We start from the raw sequence: 25,580 nt of genomic DNA, 5'->3' as shown, positions 1-25,580 counted from the left end.
TGTGATAAAACGTCCATTATTTTACATAACGCAGTGTGGGTTTTGATGCAAGACTATTTATCTACTTCTTATAACCAAGGAACCAGTGACCATTGGCAGGTAGAAAACACGATAAAATCGGTGGACTTTTCACCTGCCATTCCTGAGAAACGAAAAGTCGGTTTCCTCTCTCCATTTGTCCAGAGGATCTGGGAAACGCCTCTTCACCTTTCGGCCTGCGGTGACTCCCTTGGCCATGTTTCCCCGCAAAAGTTGGCGCCTTTCCTTACAATCCTCTCGGCATGAATACTCTGCCTATAGTCTTCCAGGTTTTAGAATAGTAGGTTGTGGCGCCATGAATCGTTTGCTATGCAAATACGAGCCTCTCTTGTTCGTCTTCAATAAAAAATCGAGAAAGTTGGAAAACCGGAACCCGTCGCTACAGATACAGGATACAAATCAAAAAGGCTTCGGAAAGACAAGCTTTCCGAAACCTTCGTTTTTCGACATTTGCTTAAATTCCAGCCATATAGTCGACAAAGACTTTCAGCTCTTTTGGCCTGACAAACACTTTTGCGCCTTTTCTTAATCCAAGCTGAATATAATGCTCTTTGGTCAGCTCGACTTCAAGCGGTTCGTTCGTATCCTCGCGGATCACTTCGATGCGGACGATGGCTCCCATCGTATGAATATGATCGATGATGGAGGCTATCGAATCCTTTCCTGACGCTTCTGTTTCGATGATGAAATTATGCGCCCTCACATACCCTGTGCTGACGCCATCTTCACTGTCAGGCGCATTCATTTCCACATTCCCCGTTACCAATTTCCCTTGTTGGACGTTCCCCTTGAAAAGATTGACACTGCCAAGAAAATCATAAACAAATGGATTGATCGGGTGATCATATACTTCTTCGGGCGTTCCGACCTGTTCAATTTTCCCTTCATTCATGATGACCACCCTGTCGGCGACATCCATCGCTTCTTCTTGATCATGCGTCACGAACACACTCGTCACATTGAATTCATCATGAAGCCTTCTCAACCAGCGCCTGAGTTCTTTGCGAACCTTGGCATCCAATGCCCCAAATGGTTCATCAAGCAAAAGTATGTTAGGTTCGACCGCAAGGGCCCTTGCCAAAGCTACACGCTGGCGCTGGCCGCCGGATAGCTGGGATGGGTAACGATCTTTATATCCTTCCAACTTGACGAGCTGAAGCAACTCGATCACTTTTTGTTCAATCTCTTTTTTACCTGGTCTTATTTTTCTGGGGCGGACCTTTAAACCGTAAGCAATATTATCGAATATGGTCATATTGCGAAAAAGGGCATAATGCTGGAAGACGAAACCAACATTTCGATCCTTTACATGCTTATGTGTGTAATTTTCCTCATTGAATAGGATACTCCCATTCTCTGCCTGCTCAAGCCCCGCAATGATGCGCAATAATGATGTTTTCCCAGATCCGGATGGGCCAAGAAGAGCGATGAGTTCCCCGCTCTTAATTTCCAAATTGATGTTGGTAAGAGCTTGATATGATCCATAATATTTTGTAATGTTTTCAACGATGATGCTCATTTCTTCCCCTCCTAGCTCGCTTTTGTCGATTTGAAGTCCGTTTTCCATTCAATGAAGCTTTTGATGATCAAGGTGATGATGGCAAATATGGACATCAGGGATGCAACGGCAAACGCTGCTGAAAATTGATATTCATTGTATAAGATTTCAATATGAAGCGGCATCGTGTTCGTCATTCCCCTTATATGGCCGGATACGACCGATACCGCGCCGAATTCCCCTATCGTCCTTGCGTTGCACAGGATGACGCCATATAAAAGGCCCCATTTAATATTAGGAAGCGTGACATACCAAAAAGTCTTGAACCCTCCTGCACCAAGTGTCAATGATGCCTCTTCTTCGGAAGTTCCCTGGCTTTGCATGAGCGGGATCAACTCACGAGCAATGAACGGGAAAGTGATGAAAATGGAGGCGATGACTATCCCCGGTATCGAGAAGATCACTTTCAGGCCAAGCGTTTGCAGCACCGGACCAAGTGCCCCATGTAAGCCGAATAGAAGGACAAAAATCAAACCGGCGATGACAGGAGAGACCGAAAAAGGTAAATCTATCAGCGTTATCAGGAAGTTTTTCCCCTTAAAATCATATTTAGTTATCGTCCACGCAGCCACTACCCCAAAAACGGCATTGAGTGGCACCGTGATGAGGACGACGATCAATGTTAACTTGATTGCCGCCAATGAATCCGGATGGGCTATTGCCGCCAAATAAGCATCTGCTCCTTTTTCAAACGCCTTTACAAAAATGGCGATTAATGGGACGACTAAAAACAACGTCAAAAACAGCAAGACAATGGAAATAAGGATCCACTGTATTGATTTTGGCTCTTTTATTGCGTTTTTCGTGATCTTGACAGGTCCATTCGTTTTTGCAACAACTGAATGATCATGTTCCACTATGTCCCCTCCTACTTCCCTGAGTATCTTTTGCCTGTCCACCACTGCAGGACATTGATGGTGAACAAGATCAGAAATGTAATGACGAGCATCACTGCCGCTACCGCCGTGGCACCCTCATAATCATACTGTTCGAGCTTTGTCATGATGATCAGCGGCGAAATCTCCGTTTTAAATGGCATGTTTCCGGCAATGAAGACTACGGATCCATACTCTCCCAGCGCCCTTGCAAATGAAAGCGCAAAGCCAGTCAGAATCGCTGGAATCAGTTCGGGGAAAATTATTTTTATGAATGTTTGCATGCGATTCGCCCCAAGGGAAGCCGAGGCTTCTTCCATTCCTTTTTCGATATTCTCAAGCACTGGTTGAACCATCCGGACCACGAATGGAAGGCCGATGAATATGAGGGCTATGATGATCCCTGCAGGGGTGAATGCAATTTTAAAGCTAAAGAATTGGCCGATCCACCCATTCGGTGAATACAAGGTCGTCAAGGTTATCCCTGCGACAGCAGTCGGGAGGGCAAAAGGCAAATCAACCAATCCATCGATGATCCGTTTACCCGGAAACTCATAGCGAGTGAGCACCCATGCAATTAAAACACCAAAAACCGCGTTCACGAATGCCGCAGTTAACGCTGTCATAAAACTCAATTTATACGAGGCGACTACCCTTGGTTCTGTTATGGTCGCCCAGAACTCCTGTAATCCCATCGAAAACGTATTCAGAAAAACCATCGATAACGGGATCAAAACGATGATGGTAAGATACAGCAGCGTAAAACCCATCGTCAATCCAAAACCGGGTATGGTCCTTTTATTCTTCCGTTTTCCTTCTGTCATTATAGTCATCGTTTCGCCCCAGTTCTTTCTTATTGTGTATGAGGGAGAAGATGTGAACATACACCTTCTCCCTCATGGCTTATTTGGGTTGATAAATCTCGTCGAATGTACCGCCGTCATTGAAGTGTGTTTCTTGGGCTTTTTTCCATCCGCCAAACTTGCCATCCACCGTCACCATATCGATCTTGGCAAATTGGTCTTGATATTTGGCGAGAACCTTCTCATCCCTAGGACGATAGAAGTTTTTCGCGGCAATTTCCTGACCGGCATCTGTATAAAGGTATTTCAAATAGGCTTCAGCCACTTTTTTTGTTCCTTTTTTCTTGACCACTTCATCGACAACAGCTACTGGAGGCTCAGCTAGAATACTGATTGACGGATTGACGATTTCATATTTATCATCACCGAACTCCTTAAGCGTCAAATAGGCTTCATTCTCCCAAGCAATCAGGACGTCGCCGATTCCCCGCTCCACAAATGTGGTCGTAGCACCGCGTGCTCCAGAATCCAAAACCTCAACATTCTGATAAAGTTTCTTCATGAAATCCTTCACTTTTGCTTCGTCATTATCGTATTTCTTCTCGGCAAAAGCCCACGCAGCCAAGTAGTTCCACCTTGCTCCCCCGCTAGTCTTTGGATTTGGTGTAATGACCGATACATCCTTCTTGATTAAATCATCCCAATCTTTAATTCCTTTTGGATTATCTTTTTTCACCAAAAACACGATCGTTGATGTATATGGCGTCGAGTTTTCCGGTAAGCGTTTTTGCCAATCTTTCGCCAATAGGTTACTGGCTTCATGAATGGCATCAATATCATAAGCAAGTGCCAATGTTACGACATCCGCTTCCAAGCCATCGATGACAGCCCTGCCTTGTTTCCCGGAACCGCCATGGGATTGTTGAATCGTAACATCCTGACCGGACTCTTCTTTCCAATGCTTCGCAAACGCCTCATTGAATTCCTGATACAATTCCCGTGTCGGATCATATGACACATTCAATAGCTCAACCTTTTTCGATTTTCCGTCTCCCTCCGTTTTTTCCGACGAATTGCATCCCGCAAGTAAACCGAAGGCTAAAATTACACTTGACCACACCATCAACTTTTTCATGGACTTCCCCCTATTTTTCACTTTTAGCAACAAAAAAGGCAAACCATCCCCTTCAATCATTCTATTCAAGGAGATAGCATGCCTTCAGTTCTCTGATCAGCAAATATTCTGAATTTACGTATAACTACCATAAAGCAAAGTATACCAAGTTGTCAACTGCGTTTTTTTTACACAAGGATATGGAACTACTATTTTTCTGATCCTTTCCAATTAAAATGAGTGATTGATACGGAATAACGAGACTCCGGCTTTAGGAAAGAGAGACACCCGAGGGCCGACCGCCTCTGGAAAGCTTAGCACCTGCTGTCGAATGAACGCATAACGTACAAACCTTTTCTTTTGGATTTCGGAGGTTTACCCGTACACTTAGCCACTTTACTCGCCAGTTCGGCACTTTTGCCCGCGAATTTATCGGATTTACTTGCGAGTTTAGGCTTTATCTCGAATTTGAGGCTGTTTCACGCCATCTGCATGTGGATAATCGGGATTCACTCTTCATCTTCACAGAAAGTGAAAGGAAACGGTCTAAGTACAAATCCTCCTAAATCACGTGGACTAGCCGTTCTACCTTTCCCCTAATGCAGAGTGAATCGGAGAAAAACAATAGCAGCAAGCTCAATACGACGCGTTTTTTTTCTTATTATAAGCAAAAGCACCCTATGGGATGGACTTTATTCAAGTGTCCATCCCATAGGGTGCTTTTTAAGGAAAAATAGAGACCCATACATCCAAACATTTAAGGCATGGTATCTTTTCGATACAGCTTCTTATCCAAAATATATTGATAACACCGATCAGGCAGCAAATATCTTGGCTCTCCCCCCATCGAGAATTCATCCCTTATATAGGTAGAACTGATTTCCATGGAAAGGCCTTTATCGATAAGGTGAAAGGTATTGCCATCATCATAATTCCTAAGCAACGGACTCTTGGAAATGATTTTCAGCATGTCTATCCCATCACGTGCCATGACGATGAATTTATGATTGGCAATCAATTTTTCCCTGAATTTCCATCGTAAGTGCACCGGCTGATCCTGATTATCCATATCATCCAGTAAATCGGCACCCATTATGAAATACACTTCGTCACTTGGATACTGTGATTTAAAGAACTCCATCGTATACCAGGTGTATTGTTTCCCCGTACCTGCACGTTCATTGATTTCATAATCACTCACTTCGAAAAGCGGATTATCCTCTATGGCCATGCCAAGCATTTCCCAACGATGTTCATTACTCGTTTTCATTTGTTTATCGATGCGCCCATTTGCACAAGGTAAAAAAATCACCTTGTCCAGCTTTGCACGATGCGCAATCGTCGATGCTGTCCATAAATGAACATTTGTGACTGGATCGAAGGAAGAACCATAAATTCCAATCTTACCCATACACATCCCCCCCCTTCATCACTTTCTCTTGATTTTCAGCATGAATGTGTAAACGATGCAAAGAAAAATCAACCACGGCACACCAAACTGGAGAACGATTTTAAATGGGCCAGTAAACCAAGTGGATACCGTCAATGCAAGCAAAAGCAAGGCGCCAAGTATCGTTAAATATGGAAAACCGTGCATTCTTACCGGTAATTTACGCCCGCCTGTTTTTTCCCAGCTCTTCCTGAAATATAAATGCGAGATGAAAACCATGAACCAGGTCAAGATGGCACCGAACATCGATATGCCCATCATGAACGCATAGGAGGTATCAGGAAGAAGGACCTTTACACCTGCAGCAAGGAAAATGCCCAAAGTAGATATGAGCAAGGCCCTTATCGGAACTCCATTTTGTCTTACTTTCCGAAAAAATGCCGGGGCCTGCCTTTGCTCGGATAATGAAAATATCATCCGGGTGGAGGCGTATAATTGGCTATTCATGGCTGATAAAGCTGCCGTTAAAATAATGAAATTCATGATACCCGATGCACCGGGTATATTCAGGATTTCCATCACCCTGACAAAAGGACTTTTATCCATGCCAGCATCTTGCCACGGGACAATCATTAACATGATTCCGATTGTCAGTACATAAAACGTTGCGAGTCGGAAAACAGTCGCCTTTAAAGCTTTCGGTACGGCAATATCAGGGTCCTTTGCTTCCCCTGCGGTCACGGCAATCAGCTCTGTCCCTAAAAAGCTGAAGAGAGATATGAAGATGGCCACCCAAAGGCCCCAGAACCCAAATGGCAAAAACCCATCGTGATTGGTATAGTTCTCCACGCCGATTCCGCTTGCAGGCTCGGCACCGATGACCACATACGCTCCCAGTAAAATGAAGATGACGATGGCGCTTATTTTTATCATAGAAAACAGATACTCGAAATTTCCGAATGTATTGACGCTTGTTGCATTTACATAGATCAGCAGGGCCGCAAAAAGAATGATCCAAATAATCCCAGGTACATCAGGAAACCAGTATTTCATATATACTGCTACGGCACTCACTTCAACCCCAATTGCCAGGACATTCGCGATCCAATACGAATACCTCACAACAAAACCAGCAAATGGACTGATATATTTTTCGGCAATCGTGCCAAAGGATCCCGATGTTGGATAGGCTACCGTCATTTCTGCCAAACAGCCCATTAAAAGAAGGACAATGAAGGCACCTATCGCATAGCTGATCAAGACACTCGGGCCTGCTGTCGAAATCGCAAGGCCGCTGCCCAGAAATAAGCCCGTGCCTATTGCACAACCCATGGCAATCATGGTGATTTGATTTGATGATAATTCACGACGCAGTTTATTCTTTTCCATATGTTGCTCCCATCTTAGGCAATGATTCCCTTCTTATTTTCAAGGATGTTCGTATAACCAAGGCTCGGCTGCTTCCAGCCATCAAAGAAATCTTCACGATGTTCCGCAGCTTTTTCCTGCATCGACCTCGTTCATTTGTAGATTTTTGCGCCTTCCCATGCCAACCTTATCATTCTATGAGGATCTTTTTCAATATAATCTCTTTTATCAAAAATCATCGTGTAACGATTGGCTTCATTGTATTTCGGCCAAATTTCCCCCTCAGGCGGATTTGGATCTCCATATTTCGCAAAATTAACCCAATGGTTCTTTATCCTGTCTGTTACCTTACGTGATGACTTGAAACGGTCGGAACGGATCCGCCTCACAAAGGTGGCATTGAAATTCCGGAATGCAAAAGGGTGTTCCAAACCCGGAAGTCCCCCCCATTCGCTTATACGATCGGCAGCCGTTTTACAATCAGAGTGATACATCCAGGTTTTTTCAAAACGGCTGTATACCTCCGCATACCAAACGGAAGGAATATGGTATATTGGAAGACCGCCTTTACCCAGCGTCTTTTCCTTTTCTGGGAACGACCCATAAGCATTTTCAATCCGCCCCTTTGCCTCTGGGTCAGTGTTTTCAAACAATTTTTCGACCACCTCTGCATGTGCCGGGATGAAAGGGGATTCGATTTGGCCGAATAATGGCACATCGTCTCGTTTTGTTCCTATAAGCAAGGGTATGCCCTCGGTGCTTTTCGAGCGAATCGACTCAAGTGGATAATCAGGCAAAACATCACCATCGACGACAGGTCCAAATGGCAGGGTGCCGGGCATGGCTTGTGAATTTTCCTGTAGTAACCGCGAGGACGCGGCGAGGATGTCTGCAACGGGGAGTGACTTTAATCGATGTACTTCATTCTTGCCGATTCCCAAAATCTGAAGGAACCTTTCACTGATTCGTTGTGCGATTTCTTTTCCGTATACAGATGTCGGGGTGGGGCTTAGGGCAATGGCCTTTTGAAAAAGCCCTCTTGCCGATGGTACAGTCAGTAAGGTCGTAACGGTGTTGCCTCCAGACAGTTCCCCAAAAATCGAAACATTTTCCGGATCGCCGCCAAAAACCTCTATATTTTCCTTGATCCATCTTAACGATGCCACTTGGTCGCGTAAACCTAAATTGGTTTCGAATGTTTCACCTCTATCAACAAAATCGGTAAAATCCACATACCCCAATGCCCCTACCCGGTAATTGATGCTAACAACGACAACATCTCCATTCTTAGCCAATGAATGCCCATTATACTGATCGATGGACCCTGCTCCAAAAATGTTTGCCCCACCTGGAATCCATACAATGACGGGTCGCTTTTTATCATCCGCTCTTGGTGACCATATATTAAGGAATAGGCAATCTTCATCCATTTTTTCTGTGCCTGCCCAGTCGTTCGGCTGTGGCGGAATCGGACCGAACTCCACCGCATCCACTACACCGCCCCATTTCTCGACTGGCTCGGGTGAGCGGAAACGCAAGGCAGAAACTGGCGCCTTGGCATACCTGACTCCACGCCAAACATATATATCTTTTTCCATCGTCCCTTGAAGATGCCCTTTTGCAGTCGTTACGATTGATCCTATCATCCACTCTCACCTCTCCAATTAGTTTCGATTACTTAAGTTCTTCTTTTTTGATTCCTTTATATCCTTCATCTTTACAAAAAAAAGAAAGATAAAGGCGACAAAAAAAGACCCATTCGGGTCTCAGACTGTAGACAAACTCGATGAAAATCGAGTTTGTCTATTTTTATGGCCTGTACAATTTAGACGTTGATTTCCACTCCAGGCACTCGCTTTCCGCGGGCGGTCGGGGAGCCTCCTCGGCTTTGCCTGCGGGGTCTCCCCTAGACGCGCTTTTCCCGCAGGAGTCTCGAACACCCGCTCCAATCAACTTTGTCTTACCTTTTAGATAGAACACTTTTGACTGGAGTCATTTTTGTTTTAAAATTGAAGGATTAAAACTTGAGGTGATGAGGATGCTTTCTAAACATGATTCTATTCAGCGAGATCAACTTGAAATGATTACTTTAGATCAACTGGTGCCACCGAACCATTTGGTTCGTAAAATGGAGGCTGCCATTGACTTCACTTTCATTTATGACTTGGTGAAAGATATGTACTCAGAGGTAGGACGCCCAAGTATTGATCCAGTTATTTTAGTTAAACTGACTTTCATTCAATATACCTTCGGTATTCGTTCCATGCGTAAAACGATTGAAGAAGTTGAAACCAATATGGCTTATCGTTGGTTCTTAGGCTATGGTTTCCATGATAAAGTGCCTCATTTCTCTACGTTCGGAAAAAATTATGAGCGACGCTTTAAAGATACAGACCTGTTTGAACAGATTTTCTGTCGCATTTTAATGACAGCTGCTAATAAAAAGTTAATAAGTGTAGAACACGTTTTCGTGGATTCCACACATGTGAAAGCCAGTGCGAATAAACGGAAATTTGAAAAGAAAATCGTTCGTAAAGAAACACGAGCGTATCAAGGACGTCTTCAAGAAGAAATCAATCAAGATCGTGAAAACCATGGAAAGAAGCCTTTTCCACCAGATAAATTTGATAAGGAAGAAACCAAAGCAATTAAAGAAAGTACTACGGATCCTGAGAGTGGCTACTATGTGAAAGATGAACGAACAAAACAGTTTGCCTATTCATTCCATGCGGCCGCAGACGGCAACGGTTTTGTATTGGGAACGATTGTAACACCTGGTAATACACATGACAGTCATATTTTGGAGCCACTTGTTGAGCAAGTGATTGAGAAAGTTGGAAAACCAGAAGCAGTTGCCGCAGATGCAGCTTATAAAACACCAGCGATTACAAGCTACCTATTTAACAAAGAAATCACACCTGCTTTACCCTATACACGTCCTCGTACAAAAGAAGGATTCTTTCGCAAACATGACTATGTTTACGATGAACACTTTGATTGTTACCTTTGCCCTTCGGGAGAAACTTTAAAGTACTCAACAACAAATAAAGAGGGCTATCGCGAGTACAAATCGCCCAAACAAATTTGTGCAACATGCTCATTTTTATCACGGTGTACGGAAAGCAAAGACCATCAAAAAGTAGTGACACGGCATATCTGGCAAGCATATGTGGAAGAAGCAGATCATCTGCGTCATCATCAAGAGGTAAAACCTATATATGCGAAACGCAAAGAAACGATTGAGCGTGTATTCGCAGATGCAAAAGAAAAGCATGGTATGCGTTGGACTACTTTAAGGGGACTTAAAAAATTGTCGATGCAGGCGATGCTTACTTTCGCTGCCATGAATGTAAAGAAGATGGCCACTTGGACATGGCAAGGTCCTAAAACGGCTTAACATAGTGGCTCGAAGAGCCCAAATCTCGTAACCTTTGGTCAAAATTTCAAAGGAATTTCAAAAGGGGTTCGGAATTTTTTAATTCCGAACCCCTTTTGTCTACAAACTGAGACCCATTCGGGTCTTAAACAAGCTTAAGCAAGCATGGCAATGATGCTCAATAAAGAGCTGCTTCTAACGGAAAGCTGCTTTACGGCAAACGAGACCTGCTGTTCATCGAGCTGGTTGAGCAAAGGCTTTAATTCCATCAATTCATTTTCCAGCTCCTTAAGGTCTGCAGACAATTTGTCCACCATCAAGAGCACTTGCTCAGAATCGACGGTGGTTTGCTTCCAGACCTGCAATCGTTCCTTGATTTCATTCAAAGGCATATTCTGTTCTTTATACCGATTGATCATTTGAAGACGGTTTAGTGCATCTTCCGTGTAATATCGGTATCTGGACCCAGTTTTTTCGTAGTTCAGCATTCCTAGTTGTGTGTAATAATCAATGGTTCTCCTCGAGACATTTGCAAGTTCAGCGAGCTGGCCAATCCGATAAATATTCACCCTGAGAGTCACCTTCTTTTAAAATCTACTGTTAACGATACTATAACATAACATTCCAAAAAGGGACTTCCAGGATGAATCAATTAGACTACTTTATCCGCACTTCCATTCAATTGCTTTTTCGCAAAATAGAGGGCATCTTCCCTGGATTTGAAAAAATGCTGTTTTTCGATTTTATGATACAGTCCCGTGCTGAGAAGCAATTCCTTCGGTTGTTGCTGGATTCCGGAAATGATCAGTTTTCCTTTGTATTTTCCGATGCGATTAACGATCGCCAATAGTGCAGCCTCTGCTGAGGTATCCATATAGGTTACCCGCCGCATGCTTAATACCAATATCTTCGTCTTATTATCCAAATTTGCCAATATCGAAGACTCCAATACATCTATCGATCCAAAGAATAACGGCCCCTCCAAGTTATACACATTGATCTTTGAACCCGAATCATCGGTTGAGACGATTTCCGTGATATCATCTTTCCTTTCCCTGACCTTTAACGTATGGCTCATTTTCTTAATGAAGGTGACGAACGCAATCAATAAGCCAATGCCGACTCCCATGATTAAATCAGTGAAGACCGTGACGAGAAAAGTCACTAATAAAACAGCTGAATCGGTCGTCTTCGTTTTCAATACATGAGCGAATTCCTTCCTTTCACTCATATTCCAGGCTACAAACATCAATATCGGTGCCATGCTGGCCAATGGTATATGCGCTGCAAAAGGAGAAAGCACGAGCAAAACCAACAAAACGACGATTCCATGAATGACTCCAGACATAGGGGAAACGGCACCGCTTTTTATGTTTGTCGCAGTCCTCGCAATGGCACCCGTTGCCGGTATCCCGCCAAAGAATGGAGTCGCCATATTCGCAATCCCTTGGCCAACCAATTCCTTATTGCTATCATGCTTGGTTCCTCCCATGTTATCAGCCACCGTGGCGGATAACAATGACTCAACACCGCCTAACAAGGCAATCGTAAAGGCAACTGGGAGGAGTGTGATGATGGTTTCCACTGATAACTCCGGTACATGGAATTCGGGGAACCCTTTCGGAATGGCTCCATACGTCGATCCAATGGTGGCTACCTTATCCCGAAATAAAAAGTAGGCTGCCAATGTCGAGACAAGCAGGCCCAGCAGAGGTCCTGGCACTCGTGGCAGAACTCTTGGTGCCAGCAGGATGACGATGAAGCATATACACGCAACAGCAATACTATATAAACTGATCGTGTCCGCTTTAATCACAAGCTCCTTCATGTTATCTATAAACGCTTCATGCTTTTCCACTTTCATTCCCAGGAAGCTGGCAATCTGTCCCGAAAAGATGATGATGGCAATGCCTGTCGTAAAACCGATGATGACTGGACGGGGGATGAACTTCATCAAATTGCCCAGCTTTAGCAGGCCCATCAGGACTAACATCAGTCCCGCCAAAAACCCGGCAATCAGCAAGCTTTCATAGCCATATTGCATAACGATGCCGAATAATAAGGGAACGAATGCACCTGTAGGTCCACCAATTTGATATTTAGATCCTCCCAAAATGGAAATGAGAATTCCCGCTATGATCGTCGTATATAATCCGTATATCGGTTCTACGCCTGAAGCAATTGCAAATGCAAGTCCTAGAGGAATGGCTACGACGCCTACAACCAATCCTGCCGTTACGTCTTTTTGAAAACCCTTCATGTTATATCCTTGAAATCTAGTATCTTTTATCATTCTTTTCATTCTCACATCCTTGGTCTTTTTTGGTTAACATCCACCATCGCCAGTGGGAAAATCGAAAAGCATTATCGTTGTTTAATTAAAGATGGTTACAGGGGAAACGTTTTTTTTTCAACCTTCAGAATAATCTTCATGTGCCCTCTCCTTTGTTAAGTTATTTGACATGCTTCAACATTATACAGTAATACGTAAAACTGTACATTATTAGAAATGTAAATATTTGTTTTCAACTTCACACGAACTTTTACACCTATATTACAAACCAGGACCATACTTCCAGACTGGTTATTTTGAATCTGGAGATATTGACTATGAAACAGGAAGATTGAACGCTCGACCATTTCCCCATACAGCTCAGGGACCTTGACCACACTACTAAAAGGAAAAACATGTTTTTAGAAAATGGCGTTGAAAACAATCCCTTTCCTTATAAACATAAAAAAACCCGTCCTCCGATGAAGGAGGACGGGTTTCATGAGCGCGTTACTTTTACGGACTTGATATATTCAGCCTTGATTACTTCCCAATTGAGTTCGTTCGTTGCATCTACCTGATAATCGGATTTGAAAAGGGTATTGCCCACTCCTACAGCAAACATTTCGCTTGCCTTGATCGAGTCGATGCCTGCAGATGCATCTTCAATACCAATTGAACGTTTTGGGTTTGCCTCAAGCTGGTTACATGCAGTTAGGAAAATTTCCGGATCGGGTTTTGACTTTTTCACTTTTGAAGCATCGACAACATAATCAAAAGTATCCTCTAACTGAAGTGCCTTCAATACAGTGCTTGCATTTCTGGAAACGGAAGCAAGGCCAATAGGGACTCCTTCACTTTTGATGGCGGTTATCAGCTCGATGATTCCCGGCAGTATATCATGAGGCGTCAACTGCTTCAAAAACTGACAATAATGTTGATTCTTCTTTTCAGCCATTTCTTCTTTTTCACTTAGCGAAAAGTCATTTTGTCGATTGCCTTCCTGTAGAATCAGTTCAAGTGAAGCCATGCGGCTTACGCCCTTTAACCTCTCGTTAAACATTTCGTCAATATCGATGTTTATCTCACGAGCGAGGTCCCGCCAAGCCAGGAAATGATAATGCGCTGTATCCGTTATGACACCATCAAGGTCAAATACTACAGCATCGATAAATTTTTCATCCATTGGAACCGTCCCTTTCATTTCGAAGCAATGCTGCCACATTTCGAGATGTTCTCTCGATATTTGCAAATGCACCGCTTAGAATGTTTTCAATTGGCAGCATGGCAGGAATGGTGGGGAAGATCGCATCAAAGCCATGATCATAAAGAGCCTCCGAGCCTTCACCCACACTTCCGCAAATCGCTATCACCTTCGCTTTTCGCGGCGCACATTTCGCTACGCCTGCAGGTGCTTTTCCATATATTGTTTGGCTATCTATTTTTCCTTCGCCGACGATCACGATATCCGCATCTTGGCAGATTTCTTTCATCTTCAAATGCTCCAGCACGAGATCGATCCCCTTCTTTATTTGAGCTCCTGTGAATAACAGCAGACCTGCCCCCATCCCTCCGCCTGCACCGCTTCCCGGCAAGGAGGAGACATCCGTTCCCATATAGCTGCCTGCGATTTGATGAAATCTGCCCATGGCTTGATCCATCTCATTCAACATCTCTTTAGGCAGCCCTTTTTGCGGTCCATAGATATATGTAGCACCATCCCTGCCCGTTAAGGGGTTATCGACATCTGCCGCCACTATTATTTTCACAGTATCCAAACGCCGATCACGGTTGCGATCAGACAATGAAGTTATATGAAATAGATCCTTGCCGATACCCTCTACCTGCTTTCCTTGTTCATCGAAAAATTCATAACCAAGCGCGGATGCCATGCCCACACCGCCATCATTCGTTGAACTCCCGCCCACTCCAATGATTAGTTCCGCAGCTCCATGATTCAGCGCATGAAGCATCAGCTCTCCCACACCAAAGGAAGTGGTATGTAACGGATTTCGCCGACCCATCGGAACAAGGTGTAATCCGCAAGCCTCCGCCATTTCGATAAAAGCTGTCTTTCCATCATTCGAGAATGCTATTTTCGCTTCTACCGGAATTCCAAGCGGGCCTGTAACGAATACGCTTTCGATGCTTCCGTTATGTGCGGATACCAATGCCTGTAGCGTACCTTCACCGCCATCTGCAATTGGCAGCAAGTGATACTCCGCTTGCGGGAAAATGGACAGAAATCCAGCTTGAATGGCTCTTGCCACTTCGTCTGCTGGTAAACTCTCTTTAAATGAATCTGGTGCAATGACTACTTTCATGTTTGCCTCCAATTTTTTTAATGATCGCTAGCAAGAACGGATGCTATTCTCTTTTAGTGAAGGTCCATTGCAAATTTGTCCGATACGAGAAATTCAGTCCCATTTAGTTCAATACATACATCATCACCCGAAACTTTCGTTATGACGGCTTGGTTGTGGGTTAGGGCAACATGTAAGCGAGACCCTTGGAAATTGAGCGGGAAAGCAAGTTCTGACCATCCTGATGGCAGCTTAGGGTCCAGACTTAACCGCTGATTCTTGATCGAGACATTTGCAAAACCGAACATTGCTGCCATCCAGATGGCACCGAGGGAAGCAGCATGAAGTCCCTCATCAGAGGATTGAGGATTCGGGCCCAAGTCGATTAAACAGCTCTCCTGGAAAAATTCGTATGCCTTTTCGATTTCCCCCGCCCTTGCTGCAACTATGGCATGAATCGCTTTGCTCAATGAAGAGTCGTGGATGGTATGCTCCTCATAATAACGCAGATTTTCATAGATTATATCACTTGGAAATACATCCGGTAATAAGTAGAGCAGCATGACGACATCCGCCTGTTTCAGGATTTGCATCTCATTCACTTCTTGACGTGAATAATCCATAAGGATGCCCTGACTGCCCTGAGCTTGTTTGTACCGTGAAAGGTCGATCTCAGGCTTGCTCAGGAACGTATCATCTTGGGGGATGATTTTATCATCATTGGCCTTAGGCAGATATAAGCGCTTCAAAAACTCATGGCCCCGATCCTTTAATTGCCGATCATCATCCCCGTATTTATCCATAAAAAACAGCGCCTGCTCGACATTGTACCAAGCCATATAATTGGTAAAGGCATTATTATCGATATGCTCCGTGTACTCATCCGGTCCGATGACATCTTTGATAACCAGCTGGTCATTTTCTTCCACGGCCCGGCTGATCCAAAACCGGCTCGTTTCCTTAAGAAGCTCCAGCCCTTCTTTTTTCATGAACGAGTCATCCCATGTATTTTGGTAGTATTTCACTACAGTATAGGCAATGTCTGCAACAATATGGTGCTCCGCCAAAGCGGAGGCCACCTTCTGACGCTTCCCGGTTTTAATGTTGATGGCTGCAAATTCAGGTGTTTCTTCTTCACCAGTGAATGCACTTTCCCAAGGGAACAAAGCCCCTTCATAGCCATTCGATGCAGCTTTATCCAGCGCCTGCTTCAGCCTCAAGTAACGGTAACGCAAAAGCTTTCTCGCTTTTTCCGGCTCCGTATACAGATGAAACGGTGTTATGAATATTTCCGTATCCCAAAACACATGTCCTTTATATCCTTCTCCCGTCAAACCCTTTGCACCTACGCTAAACCGTTCATCATGGGCAGGTGTCATGACCTCCAGTTGATATAGGGAAAAATCGATGGCAAGCTGGTCAAAATCCCTCGTCGATGCCACTTTGATGCGCTTTTCCATCCAAAATTGCGCCCACTCCCCTGCCGATTTATGCAGCAAAGCATCATATCCAGCAGCAGAGCAGCTTCGTAGGACCGCTTCACTTGCTTCTTCAGGGCTTTCCCCCCTTAAATCACCATCCAGGGACGTAAAAATGACGCCCATTTTTTCAAGAACGAAAGGGGTATCAGCCAGAAGGTCCTGATTAATGGCGGATAGCAGCTGCCTATTTTTAGCAGTGTGGGACATCTCGCCTTTGACTGAACCAGTACAACATGTTGCAATTGCGATGGTATGCCCCGATTCGGTTGTTTTATAGGTTCCCTGAAGCAAGTCCCCTTCCGCAACACGAACCTTTTCTTCAATAAGATGCTGTCTTCCAAAATTCGTTTGCTGTGCATCGATTCCAGTCACGATTTTCATTTGAGCAGGTTTATCCAAAGAAGTAACCGTCAATTTAGTTGCCAGAACATGGCGGTCGTTTTTTGCGGCAAAACGCTGAAACGTAAGGCGGAAGCGTGAACCGGTTCTGCTTTTCCATAATATATCACGTCGCAGTTCCCCGTTTTCAAGGTTCAACTGGCGTTTGTAGGAAAGAATCTCTCCTGTTAATAGGGAAAAGACCTCTCCATCAAGCTCAATATTCATGCCCGCCACATCTGGCAAGTTGACCAAATCGGACGGTTCATTGACTGTAGCTTTATTATAAATCCCTGCCACATACATCCCTCTTGTTTGATTTACATAATTTTCTTCATGGGAAGCACGCAGACCGAAATATCCGTTGCCTACAGTCATTAAACTAGCGAATTTATTTATATAGCGCGGATCGAAACTATTTTCTTCTAATTTTTTCATATCGTTATGCTTTCACCTTTTTCAGCAGATTGATAGAGAGCTTCGACGAGTTGCATGATCAAGTAACCTTCTCTTCCATCAGCCACCATGACCTCTTTGCCTAGGCATTTATCAACAAAGGCTGCCATTCCTTTCTGTAGCCTTTCTGGATCGGCTGTCTTCCTATCCAATATCGTCACCAATTCCCCTTTTCGATCGGAATAAATATGGGCAGGAAACAGGGTTGCACCCGCCTCATCCCCTAGGAATTCCACATTCATGATGGATGTTTCTTTTATATTCAGAGCAAATGAAGTCTCGATTTGCAGCAAGCACCCGCCTTCAAGCTCTATGAATCCAAATAGGGAATCCTCCACTTCATACTTGTTTGGATCCCATTCACCAAAAGATCCGTGCGATTTTTTCGTGCCGATTTTTTGAAACATTTTTGCCGTTACCTTTTCGACTTTTGGATAACCTAAAACATGGAGGGCGGCATCGAGCATGTGGACGCCCAAATCTATCAGGGGCCCCCCGCCCTGCGCTTCTTTGTTAGTGAAATTTCCCCAACCAGGTACACCGCTTCGGCGGAGCGCCTTCGCTTTTACAACATAAACATCCCCAAGCACGCCTTCCGCCACTTTTTGCTGCATGATTTCAACGTCTTCGGCAAAGCGATGGTGAAAATTATAAGCGAGAATTAGATTTTTTTCTTTAGCCACTTCTTGCATCTGCCTTGCTTCTTGGCTTGAAATGGAAGGCGGCTTCTCGCAGAGAACATGACAGCCATGCTCCAAAGCCTTCATGACATGCTCATGATGGAATTTATTCGGCGTGCAGACACTGACGATGTCCGGGTGTTCCGCTTGAAACATTTCCTCTACATCCGTATAGTATCGGGCGATTCCATTCCGTTCCGCAAACTCTTTTGTCCGTTCGAAATTTGAGCCGACAACTGCGACAATTTCAACCTCATTCCTGGTACGGTAGTATGAAACATGGACCTTTTCCGCCATTTGCCCTCCACCAATTATCGCAATTCTCTTCTTCATCTTCAGTCAGCCCCTTTAGCCTAGTGATTGCTTTAGGTAATGTAACGCTTTCATATATTCCGCTTTCGGATCAATTCCCCTTACACGGCATTCCAGTGTTAAAAAACCATCATATCCATCTTCTTTAAGCTGATCAAAGTGTCGTTTGAAGTCCAGTGAACCGCTGCCTGGCTGAAAACGGTGGTTATCCGCCAGATGGATGTGCCGCACCAAATCCTGATTCAGATGAAGTGCCTCGGATATATCATCTTCTTCAATGTTCATATGATAGAAATCCGCGATGATTTTCACGTTGCCCAACTCATTTGCTTCTATATAACTCCTTGCATCTGCCAGCGTATTGATCATATGATCTTGATAGCGATTCAAAGGTTCAAGAAATATCGTTGTCCCGGTTTCCTTTGCAATTGTCTCCAAGTAAAGCAGGGAATCGGTAATGGCCTTCCTATCTGCCTCCTGGCTTCTAGGAGAATGCATTGGCGGCAAGCGGTACGTGAACATGCCCCAGGCAGCTGGAACGACAATCCCTTTCCCGCCCACTTCTTTGAGCGCCTCAAGGATTTTTTTGATTTCAGCTAATCCGTTCAGCCTGCGTTCCTCGTCGAAGTCACCGATCCAACCGGTGTAGCCTCCGCAGGCAGTCGTTACCGGAAGCCCTGTCTCCTCAATGGCAACCTTCACTTCTTCCAAATGGTCGACAAGGAGTTTGCCATCGATTTCATATCCTTCAAAGCCTGCTTCTTTTAAGAAAAAGAATTTTTCTTTCATATCCCTCGGAAAAAACGCTTGATCCTGTGTACCGATTTTCATAAATAAAGCCCCCATTCACAAGTACTCATCATTAAACATCGCGCGCTAAAGACTCATTTTTTATAGTCAATTCCCATTTTGATACTTAATTCGGGATGCTGATCGACATATTCCATATAGGCTTCTGCACTTTGTTCAAACGTAACGATTGGTTCGATGATATCCTCGCAATTTAAATAACCGTTCATTAGCAACTCCCAGCAGGTCTCTTCGATGCGCTTTCTGTTCCAGCGTGGATAATCTGGATTAGGCTCGCTTGCTGCGCGGGAGAACACGATTTTGGCATTATTGAAATGGGCTTCCCTTCCAAAGTTCAAACCTTCCGGAAAGGCTTTCCCAAAGGCCACATATGAAATGATGCCACCATAAGCAATGCCCTTCAGTGCCGCTTGAAGAGCTGCCGCATTTCCGCTTGTTTCAATGATTGAATCCGCCCCTATTTTGTTTGTCAGCTTTTTCACTTCAAAACCAACATCATCGATGGTCGGATCAAAACAAACATCCGCCCCGTTACGCCGTGCGATCTCCCTGCGTTGACTCAAGGGATCAACACCGACAACGATACTCGCACCCGCTTTTTTTGCCAGCTGGATGGCCAATTGTCCAATTGCACCAAGTCCCACCACTACGACATAATCACCTGCGCGTACATTGGCATCACGTACACCGCTCATGGCAAATTGTGCGGGATCATAGCACACGGCATTTTGCCATTTAGCTCCCTCAGGCATTTTACGTAATCGGTGGTTATCCACAGCATTCACAATGACCGTTTCCATGATGGGGCCGTATGTACAAACCGTATCCCCCACCTGGTATCCCGTTACATCGCTTCCTTTTTCAATGATTTGTCCTACAACCATATTCCCAAGCTGGAATTCGCCGAATACAATCCCTTTAGTCGACCCTTCTTCCCTTGGCATGAACATCCGCCACTCTTCAGAAAAATCCTCATCCATGAAAGGTGTCATCCCACGAAAGTCAATCACCTCCGTGCCATGTTTAGGCGAGGCGAACTGTACATCTATTTTCACTTCATTCGGCTTGATGGCACTTTCTTCGTAATCGACCAATGCCGCTACTCTTGGTTTTACTGCAACTAATTTTTTCATCCTATATACCTTCTCTCGTTTATTTGATTTTTCCCGATTATCCCTTCACTCCGCCTTCGGTCATGTTCCCTTTTATGAAGTGCTCGGAGATTGCGTACATCCCTACAACAGGCAATGCCGTTATAAGCGAAGCTGCCATCATTCTTCCCCATATATAATCAGGTGTACTGAACAAGGCATTCAAGCCGATGGGAAGCGTGAAGTTTGCGGAATCCGATAGGAATATCGATGCAAACAAGTAATCATTCCAGGCGACCATAAAGGAATATACAAAAACAGATATGATCCCTGATAGAGCTAGAGGGATGATAATATAGAAAATGATCTGGATTCGGTTTAATCCATCGATCATCGCTGCTTCCTCCAAATCATCCGGAATGGTGTCAAAATAACTTTTTAACATAAAAATCGAAGTGGGAAGCGTTTGAACGATCATCGTGATGATCAGTGCCGTTTTCGTATCATACAAGCCGAGCCCGGAAATGATCTTGAATAACGGCACGACAAGCAAAATCCCAGACAGCATATACACGGTATAAAAGCTGGCATTAATGGTCGTCTTTCCGATAAAGTTCAATTTCGAAAGGGCATAGGCCCCGAAAATGCCGATTAAAACCGACAGCAGCGCTGCAGTGAGAGCCACAGTTAAGCTGTTTTTAAAATAAGATAAAAAAGGGAAGATATCCGGGTTGAAGATATCAACATAATGCTGGAATGTCCAATGCTTCGGAAAAAAGGTTGGTTCGGTAGCAACCGCTTCCCTAGAGGTCTTGAAGGAAGTCATCAGCATGATGAAAAATGGGAATAGGGAAACGATCAATAAGGCGATCAGCCCGGTATAAAACCCGATCTTCCTTGCTGCTTTATTCTTTTTACTGCTAGCCATTGCCATTGAATTTCACCCGCTTTCTTGATGCTATTATTACGATGGAAAGGATAATGAAAAGAATGACAGAAATGGATGCGGCCTTACCAAGATCATTAAAGGCAAATGCCGTTTCGTATAAGTAAATCCCGATGATGTTCACTTTGTTCGTTAACAGATATACATCTGTGAACATATAGAACAACCAGATGGAACGAAGGGTTATTATCGTTATCAGCACAGGCATGATCGCCGGGATGGTCACATTCTTGAACTTCTCCCACGTTGACGCCCCATCGATTTCCGCCGCTTCATATAAACTGGAATCCACTGTCTGCAAGATTGCCAGAAACGAGATGAATGCATATGGGAAGTATCTCCATATTGCAAAAAGCACGACCAGTATGAAGCTGCTGACAGGATTGTCAAACCATAGGGGCGCCTTATCGAATAAATGGAACACGTCCACTCCCAGATGATTTATGACACCATATCCATTATTGAACATGTATTTCCACGCAAATACCAAGGAAATCGAAGGGGTTACATAAGACAGGATAATTAAGGATCGGGCTGCTTTACGGAATTTGAAGGGGCGATTAAAAAAGATCGCCACGGCCAATCCCAATGCCGTACTCCCTGCCACTGCCAGTATCATGTATAAAACTGTAATTCCTAATGATTTAATGAATTCGACATCCGTCAGTATGTCCGTATAGTTTTTTAACCCGACAAAGGTCGCATCTAGCCGTGGATTGATTGGCAGATCAAAAAAACTAATCTTTATGTTGGATATCATTGGATATGCCACAAGCAAAAGCACTAAAAAGACGCTTGGGAAAAGCAGTACCAATGCCAACCTCATATCCGATTTCCCTCTGTTTTTCATGTTCATGACCCCCTGAATACATACCGTTTTCCCCTAAGAGATGTCCAAGACCCTTTTGATCGACGAGGGATCTTGCTCCCCTCTTCATTAGGTATAGAGCTTGGACATACTCACTAAAATAGAGGATCTTGCCGGATGTTTTTGCCTTTCCTTGAATCTTATTTACTTAAGACATCTTTAATTTTCTTTTCAGCGATTTCAAGTTCACCATCGACGCTTTTTCCGCCAACTGTAATTTCATTCACTAATTTCGAAATGGCGCCTGAGCTCGTTATATCTCCCATTTTCGTGTAGTTTTTCCCGCCGACCAGACCAAAGACTTGGATATCGTTAAAGGATGTGGCAATTTCCGTCGATAAATCCCCGAAGGATTTCACCACTTCATTGGCCTGATATGCAGCGTTTTCCGTAACCGCTTTATTGACAGGCTGTGCACCGCCTGGTGACATCAATACCCAATCTGTCATATTTTCCGGCTCTGACAAAAACGCCGTGAATTTTTCTGCCGCCTCTTTTTGTGCATCTTCCAAACCAGAGGAAATGGTGATAGCCGATACCGTACCATACACGGCTTTTGTTTTTTGTTCAGGAATCGCAAAACCAATATTGTCTGCATCACCTTCCGCATGAACCGAAGGGAGGATATACGTCGAATATAGAGCCATTGGCGTCGTTCCATTCATGAATGCATCTTTTACCTCAGTGGTATCATTTGATCCCGGCATCGTATATTGGGCCAGTTCTTTATAATAGGTTAGCGCGTCCTTCATTGCTTTTTTATTCATATCCAGCTTTCCATTGACATCCAGTACATTGGCATTGTTCGATAGCGCAAATTGAGAGAATGCTTGCTCCGAGAATCCTCCTTCGATGGTCGGCAAGCCGATGCCGTACTTTTTACTGCCGCTGTCCGTAAATGCCTTTGCGACCTTCAGTACATCCTCCCAGTTTTTCGGCTCTTCAAAACCTTTGGAGGCCAGCATATCTTTATTGAACCAAATTCCTTGTACCCAGCCACTTATCGGAATTCCGGTATAACCCTTCCCATCTTCTGGTGTCATTAATTTTAAAGCGCCGTCATAGAAGTCTTTTTCACCCGCTTTCTCAAGCGTTTCGGTAACGGCCTCTTTATCGATAAGCTGCTCTTTATCCATTACCTTTGCGTAGTCCTGGCCAACTTCTAGGACTGCAGGAAGCTTTCCGGCACTCGCTAACGTGATGATCTTTGTGTTATATGCATCTTCTTGAACCGGAACTTGCTTAATTATTATGGCCGGGTTTTCTTTCTCGAATTTATCCACCAGCTTGTTGATCACCGCCAGACGCTCTTGTTCAACGGAAGAATGCATGAATTCGATCGTTATGATCTCATCTGTGCCTGTTTTGTTGCTTCCGCTGCAGGCTGATAATACAACGCTTAAAACGAAGATCAACGCTACACTCATGATTTTGAGTTTCATCGGTTTGCCTCCTAGTTACTTGATTTCAACCAAAGGAATTGATAGGGATCCAGTGTTATAGTTTCGGCGAAAGTCACTTCTTCCCCAGTGATCAGATTTACATATTCTCCCGATAATTCGAAACCAACCGGTTCATTCGCAATATTATGAATAATGGTAAGGCTTTCACCGGAGTCGGTGCCCCTCTTGAGTGCAAATATCTTTTCTCCTTTTTCCAAAACCTCCATAGGCACATCCGGATGGAATAAGGCTTCCGCTTTTCTTACTTGAATGATGGTCGTTAATTCGCGATATATCTTGCTTCGCAACGTACCAGGTTTTGTCAGCTCAGCTTCGATTTCTTCCAAACTATACTTTTGACGGTTAATGGAACGGTTCATTCCTGTTTTGGCAACGCCATCATAATCATTTCTGGATCCTAATATACTTTGGATGTATATCGCCGGCACTCCTTGAAGTGATAATAAAATGGAATGTGCCGATAAGAACCGTTTCATCCTTAATTCATCATCATCCGCGCGTTTATTTAACGCGTCCAAGTAAGTCACGTTTATTTCGTATGGACTTTGTGTGCCATCAGGATTATTTTTATAGTTTACCTTTGCTCCTTCTTCTTTAAGATCGGATACGAGCGCAAGAATTTCTTCTTCCGGGATGATGCCGCGAATCGGATTCAAGCCGATGCCGTCATGGGAAGCGAGGAAATTAAAGAAGGTTGTCTCGTCGCCTGCCGGCTGCAGATTTCTTGCCCAGTTTGTGAGAGCGCTCCCATTGCCCCGGTTGATTGTATATAGCACAAGTGGAGGTAGGGGAAATTGATAAACCATATGTGCTTCATCGCTTCCATTGCCGAAATAGGAAATATTATCTTTATGAGGTACATTTGTTTCCGTGATGATGACCGTTCCTTTCGCTACTTCCTCAACAATATCACGGAATAGTTTGATGATTTGATGTGTTTTTTCAAGATGGATGCACGTACTTCCAACTTCCTTCCACATGAATCCTACCGCATCGAGCCGGATATATTCAGCACCGTGCTCAATATAGAATAATAGGACATCGATCATACTCAATAAAACATTTGGGTTTTTGAAGTTCAAATCAATTTGGTCTTCACTGAACGTCGTCCAAATATATTTTTCTGCTCCATCTTCCATTTCGAACTTGGTGAGAACTGGAGTGGATCTTGGTCTCGTTACTGCACTCAGATCTGTGTCAGGTTCCATCTCCGTAAAAAAGTGAGCATATTCGGGATTGCCTTTTATGTATTCTTTAAACCATTCACTCTTTGCCGAAATATGATTGCACACATAATCGAACATGATTCTCGTTTTCTTGGATAGGTTTTCTACATCTCCCCAATCTCCTGCTATTGGATTGACCTTCTTATAGTCGATGACCGAAAAACCATCATCCGACGAATAGGGATAAAAGGGAAGCAAGTGGACAATTTCGAATTGGTCTGCCAAATAACGATCAAACACCTTCTCAAATGTCGCCAATGCCGGCTTTCCTTCCTCCCGGAATTGATCTGAATACGTAATTAAAACCAGATCTTTTTCATCCCATCTTTGTTTTCGTTCTTTATAATGGGTTTGTTTTGCTTTCAATAACTTTTCTTTCAAGCTAGTCCATATATTTTGTGCATCAGATTCCCCATATATTGCAGACAGCCTCTGTTTGATATATTCCATATACGCCTCCTCCTTGGAACCGTTTCCATAAATTGATAGATTGATATTTTATTCGTGGTACCGCTCCCACAAACAAAATATAATACAGTAAGCGCTTTCTGTCAACGAAAACCAAAAGAGGAATCCCTGATTTTTTTCAATTTTCGCATACTGGCTAAACAGGGCTTTCTCTGCCTGCATCCCTTCCGGTTTTAAAATTTCTATTGCCAGCATCACGTTTCACCCATATAATTTACCCTATGAAACCGCTCTCTTTAACATTCATGCACCACATTTACTATTGAACCTTTAAAATCCAGAAGAAAAGATCATACAGAAGCA

21 protein-coding genes are annotated in these 25,580 nt (G+C 43.9%); 2 read left to right on the top strand and 19 right to left on the bottom strand.

Annotation, left to right across the window (positions count from 1 at the left end; genetic code table 11):
• Positions 1 to 45: 45 nt before the first annotated feature.
• On the top strand, positions 46 to 285 hold the full coding sequence (locus MHI53_RS06820; RefSeq protein ID WP_340373092.1) for a hypothetical protein: 240 nt from the start codon (positions 46 to 48) through the stop codon (positions 283 to 285).
• A 208-nt stretch (positions 286 to 493) separates the two neighbouring features.
• On the opposite strand, the gene MHI53_RS06815 is transcribed toward MHI53_RS06820, so the two are convergent.
• The 7 genes from MHI53_RS06815 to MHI53_RS06785 all read right to left on the bottom strand — a co-directional run bounded on the left by MHI53_RS06815 (position 494) and on the right by MHI53_RS06785 (position 8,793).
• Positions 494 to 1,558 carry a sulfate/molybdate ABC transporter ATP-binding protein gene (locus MHI53_RS06815; protein ID WP_061142655.1) on the bottom strand — a complete coding sequence of 355 codons (1,065 nt, stop codon included), beginning with the start codon at positions 1,556 to 1,558 and terminating at the stop codon, positions 494 to 496.
• 11 nt (positions 1,559 to 1,569) lie between these two features.
• A complete protein-coding gene (gene cysW / locus MHI53_RS06810; RefSeq protein ID WP_185113088.1) occupies positions 1,570 to 2,454 on the bottom strand; it encodes a sulfate ABC transporter permease subunit CysW in 885 nt (294 codons plus the stop codon).
• An 11-nt stretch (positions 2,455 to 2,465) separates the two neighbouring features.
• The gene (gene cysT, locus MHI53_RS06805; protein ID WP_061142660.1) at positions 2,466 to 3,305 is read right to left on the bottom strand and encodes a sulfate ABC transporter permease subunit CysT; all 840 of its coding nucleotides are present in this window, start codon (positions 3,303 to 3,305) and stop codon (positions 2,466 to 2,468) included.
• Positions 3,306 to 3,375: 70 nt separating this feature from the next.
• A complete protein-coding gene (locus MHI53_RS06800) occupies positions 3,376 to 4,410 on the bottom strand; it encodes a sulfate ABC transporter substrate-binding protein (RefSeq protein WP_340373091.1) in 1,035 nt (344 codons plus the stop codon).
• A gap of 736 nt (positions 4,411 to 5,146) precedes the next feature.
• Positions 5,147 to 5,800 carry a nicotinate (nicotinamide) nucleotide adenylyltransferase gene (nadD, locus tag MHI53_RS06795; RefSeq protein ID WP_061142656.1) on the bottom strand — a complete coding sequence of 218 codons (654 nt, stop codon included), beginning with the start codon at positions 5,798 to 5,800 and terminating at the stop codon, positions 5,147 to 5,149.
• Positions 5,801 to 5,818: 18 nt separating this feature from the next.
• Positions 5,819 to 7,168 carry an amino acid permease gene (locus MHI53_RS06790; protein ID WP_061142657.1) on the bottom strand — a complete coding sequence of 450 codons (1,350 nt, stop codon included), beginning with the start codon at positions 7,166 to 7,168 and terminating at the stop codon, positions 5,819 to 5,821.
• A gap of 131 nt (positions 7,169 to 7,299) precedes the next feature.
• Positions 7,300 to 8,793, bottom strand: a complete 1,494-nt coding sequence (locus tag MHI53_RS06785; protein ID WP_340373090.1) for a carboxylesterase/lipase family protein — start codon at positions 8,791 to 8,793, stop codon at positions 7,300 to 7,302.
• Positions 8,794 to 9,185: 392 nt separating this feature from the next.
• On the opposite strand from MHI53_RS06785, the gene MHI53_RS06780 reads away from it, so the two are divergent.
• Positions 9,186 to 10,544, top strand: a complete 1,359-nt coding sequence (locus tag MHI53_RS06780; protein ID WP_340371447.1) for an IS1182 family transposase — start codon at positions 9,186 to 9,188, stop codon at positions 10,542 to 10,544.
• A gap of 134 nt (positions 10,545 to 10,678) precedes the next feature.
• On the opposite strand, the gene MHI53_RS06775 is transcribed toward MHI53_RS06780, so the two are convergent.
• The 12 genes from MHI53_RS06775 to MHI53_RS06720 all read right to left on the bottom strand — a co-directional run bounded on the left by MHI53_RS06775 (position 10,679) and on the right by MHI53_RS06720 (position 25,259).
• On the bottom strand, positions 10,679 to 11,092 hold the full coding sequence (locus tag MHI53_RS06775; protein WP_157805828.1) for a MerR family transcriptional regulator: 414 nt from the start codon (positions 11,090 to 11,092) through the stop codon (positions 10,679 to 10,681).
• 83 nt (positions 11,093 to 11,175) lie between these two features.
• Positions 11,176 to 12,816 (bottom strand): SulP family inorganic anion transporter, encoded by a 1,641-nt coding sequence (locus MHI53_RS06770; RefSeq protein ID WP_340373654.1) that lies wholly within the window; start codon positions 12,814 to 12,816, stop codon positions 11,176 to 11,178.
• 478 nt (positions 12,817 to 13,294) lie between these two features.
• Positions 13,295 to 13,981 carry a beta-phosphoglucomutase gene (pgmB, locus tag MHI53_RS06765; RefSeq protein ID WP_260320193.1) on the bottom strand — a complete coding sequence of 229 codons (687 nt, stop codon included), beginning with the start codon at positions 13,979 to 13,981 and terminating at the stop codon, positions 13,295 to 13,297.
• Positions 13,974 to 15,119, bottom strand: coding sequence for a glycerate kinase (locus tag MHI53_RS06760; protein ID WP_340373089.1), 1,146 nt, complete (start codon positions 15,117 to 15,119; stop codon positions 13,974 to 13,976). The genes pgmB and MHI53_RS06760 overlap by 8 nt, the downstream gene beginning before the upstream one ends.
• 53 nt (positions 15,120 to 15,172) lie before the next feature.
• Positions 15,173 to 17,395 (bottom strand): glycoside hydrolase family 65 protein, encoded by a 2,223-nt coding sequence (locus tag MHI53_RS06755; RefSeq protein ID WP_340373088.1) that lies wholly within the window; start codon positions 17,393 to 17,395, stop codon positions 15,173 to 15,175.
• On the bottom strand, positions 17,392 to 18,426 hold the full coding sequence (locus MHI53_RS06750) for a Gfo/Idh/MocA family oxidoreductase (protein ID WP_061142475.1): 1,035 nt from the start codon (positions 18,424 to 18,426) through the stop codon (positions 17,392 to 17,394). Before MHI53_RS06750 ends, MHI53_RS06755 begins: the two co-directional genes overlap by 4 nt.
• A 15-nt stretch (positions 18,427 to 18,441) precedes the next feature.
• Positions 18,442 to 19,236, bottom strand: coding sequence for a sugar phosphate isomerase/epimerase (locus MHI53_RS06745; RefSeq protein WP_061142474.1), 795 nt, complete (start codon positions 19,234 to 19,236; stop codon positions 18,442 to 18,444).
• A gap of 53 nt (positions 19,237 to 19,289) precedes the next feature.
• Entirely contained in the window at positions 19,290 to 20,348 is a 1,059-nt protein-coding gene (locus MHI53_RS06740; protein ID WP_061142473.1) for a zinc-binding alcohol dehydrogenase, read from the bottom strand.
• 37 nt (positions 20,349 to 20,385) lie between these two features.
• The gene (locus MHI53_RS06735) at positions 20,386 to 21,240 is read right to left on the bottom strand and encodes a carbohydrate ABC transporter permease (protein WP_340373087.1); all 855 of its coding nucleotides are present in this window, start codon (positions 21,238 to 21,240) and stop codon (positions 20,386 to 20,388) included.
• Positions 21,227 to 22,102, bottom strand: coding sequence for a sugar ABC transporter permease (locus MHI53_RS06730; protein ID WP_155645474.1), 876 nt, complete (start codon positions 22,100 to 22,102; stop codon positions 21,227 to 21,229). The genes MHI53_RS06735 and MHI53_RS06730 overlap by 14 nt, the downstream gene beginning before the upstream one ends.
• A gap of 158 nt (positions 22,103 to 22,260) precedes the next feature.
• Positions 22,261 to 23,562, bottom strand: a complete 1,302-nt coding sequence (locus tag MHI53_RS06725; RefSeq protein ID WP_340373086.1) for a sugar ABC transporter substrate-binding protein — start codon at positions 23,560 to 23,562, stop codon at positions 22,261 to 22,263.
• An 11-nt stretch (positions 23,563 to 23,573) separates the two neighbouring features.
• Positions 23,574 to 25,259, bottom strand: a complete 1,686-nt coding sequence (locus tag MHI53_RS06720) for an alpha-amylase family glycosyl hydrolase (RefSeq protein ID WP_340373085.1) — start codon at positions 25,257 to 25,259, stop codon at positions 23,574 to 23,576.
• Between the last annotated feature and the right edge of the window lie 321 nt (positions 25,260 to 25,580).

Source organism: Peribacillus sp. FSL E2-0218, from assembly GCF_037992945.1.
Classification (GTDB): domain Bacteria; phylum Bacillota; class Bacilli; order Bacillales; family DSM-1321; genus Peribacillus; species Peribacillus simplex_B.
This window is presented reverse-complemented; position numbering and strand designations above follow the sequence as displayed.